The sequence below is a fragment of the Variovorax sp. P1_H12_2 genome (assembly GCF_056405335.1).
Map to the genome: position 1 here is coordinate 1 of NZ_JBFUCI010000722.1, position 1,481 is coordinate 1,481.

At 65.6% G+C, this 1,481-nt stretch carries 3 protein-coding genes; 1 reads left to right on the forward strand and 2 read right to left on the reverse strand.

Annotated features, from left to right (window positions below; translation table 11 throughout):
* Positions 1-226: hypothetical protein (locus AC1D2K_RS34555; RefSeq protein ID WP_478094932.1), on the forward strand; the 226-nt coding region annotated here is incomplete at its 5' end.
* A gap of 265 nt (positions 227-491) precedes the next feature.
* On the opposite strand, the gene AC1D2K_RS34560 is transcribed toward AC1D2K_RS34555, so the two are convergent.
* Positions 492-986 (reverse strand): hypothetical protein, encoded by a 495-nt coding sequence (locus AC1D2K_RS34560; protein ID WP_478094934.1) that lies wholly within the window; start codon positions 984-986, stop codon positions 492-494.
* Positions 987-1,044: 58 nt separating this feature from the next.
* A partial coding sequence (locus AC1D2K_RS34565) for a VOC family protein (protein ID WP_478094936.1) occupies positions 1,045-1,481 on the reverse strand: 437 nt, incomplete at its 5' end.

A 1,481-nucleotide genomic window follows, 5' to 3' on the forward strand; every position in this document is an offset into this window, starting at 1 on the left:
GGCCAGCTACGTGGAAATACAAGGCGCCCAGGCGGATGTCGACCTCTGGGATGGGTTGATCACGGATCAAAACGCCCTCATCGGCGTCATGATGCAGAAGATGTCCCAAGTCGGATACACGGATGCCGCATGGCTCGACGATCGAATCACGGAGGCGGAGAGTATCGAGAATCGCCTGGTCGTCGGACTCGACCGCGCCCAGCGCCGATTAAGGGCCTTGATCTAGTGCTCGATTCAAGCGGCCCGACGTCCAGGCCCTGCTAGCGTTCGCAGCGAAACAGGACGCCGGACTCCGCCGGCGCCTTCCCGAGCATCCGCAGGGTCGATCGATCCTTTTCGCAATGCGCCGCAGCCTGGGCGGAGGTCGTGGCACGCAAGACGCCGTCGCTCATGCGGACGACTTCATTGGGGGGCGTGGCGCAGCCCCCCAGTGCCAAGGCGAGGAAAGACAAGGCAAGCCGGTTCATGCGCCGACTGTAGCGCCTCGGCGGTCACTTCACGTTCAGGATGTTCGGGCTGTCACCGGCGAAGTAACGCACCACGACGCCGTCAGGGTCGAAGTAGACATAGAACAGGCGCGGCATGCTGAGGTCCATGAACTGCCAGCTCCAGATCGGGCCATCGAAGGAAGTGACCCGGGTGACCTGGTAGGGCCGCCCGAAAGTTCGCAGCACATCGGCTTCGCGCCATTGGCCGATCACGATCGGGCTGTCGTAGATCGGGTTGTCGAGCGCCTGGGTGATCGCGACCACACGCCCGGCCGCATCGAGGTCGACGTTGTTGACCTGGTAGCCGGAGGGTGCGCGCGAATACTGCAACCGCTCGCCGCCGCCGGGCAGGGGATAGGTGGCGGTCGGCTTGCCTGCCTGCTGCAGCACCTCGGCGCGCGTGCTGCCGAGCGGCAGCCGCGACGGGTCGGTCGCGCAGCCCGCGATCGCCAGGCCCAGCAGAGGCAGCAGCATGAACCGACAGAAACGGTGAAACATTGCGCTGCCTCCTGCGGAAGGGATGGCATTGAACGGAGATGCGTTGAAAACTGGCATGTCAAAGCACCTCCGAAGCGTCGAAATCGAGTTCGACCTTGGCGCCACTGGGGTCGTGGCAGAACAGCTGCCAGGTGCCGCCACCGGGCTGCTGGCGCAACTCGTACCTGATCCCGCTCTCATCGAAGCGGGCCTTGACCGCGCGCAGGTCCTGCGCCGTGAACGCCATGTGGTCGATGACCCCGGTGCGCTGCGCCGGCACCGGCCGCTCGAAGTAGAGGTGCAGCACCGCCTGCGGGCCGCTGCCGTAGAGCCAGGCGCCGGGAAAGCCGAGCTCCGGCCGGTGCCCGACGCGCAGGCCGAGCAGGCCGGTGTAGAAGGCGAGCGTCTTCTGCTCGTCCTCCGCGGTCACGGTGAAGTGGTTCATGCCGACGATCATGGCTTGCTCTCCTGTACGGGTCTCATGGCAACAGTACCAGCGCGCCCACGGTCGCGCGC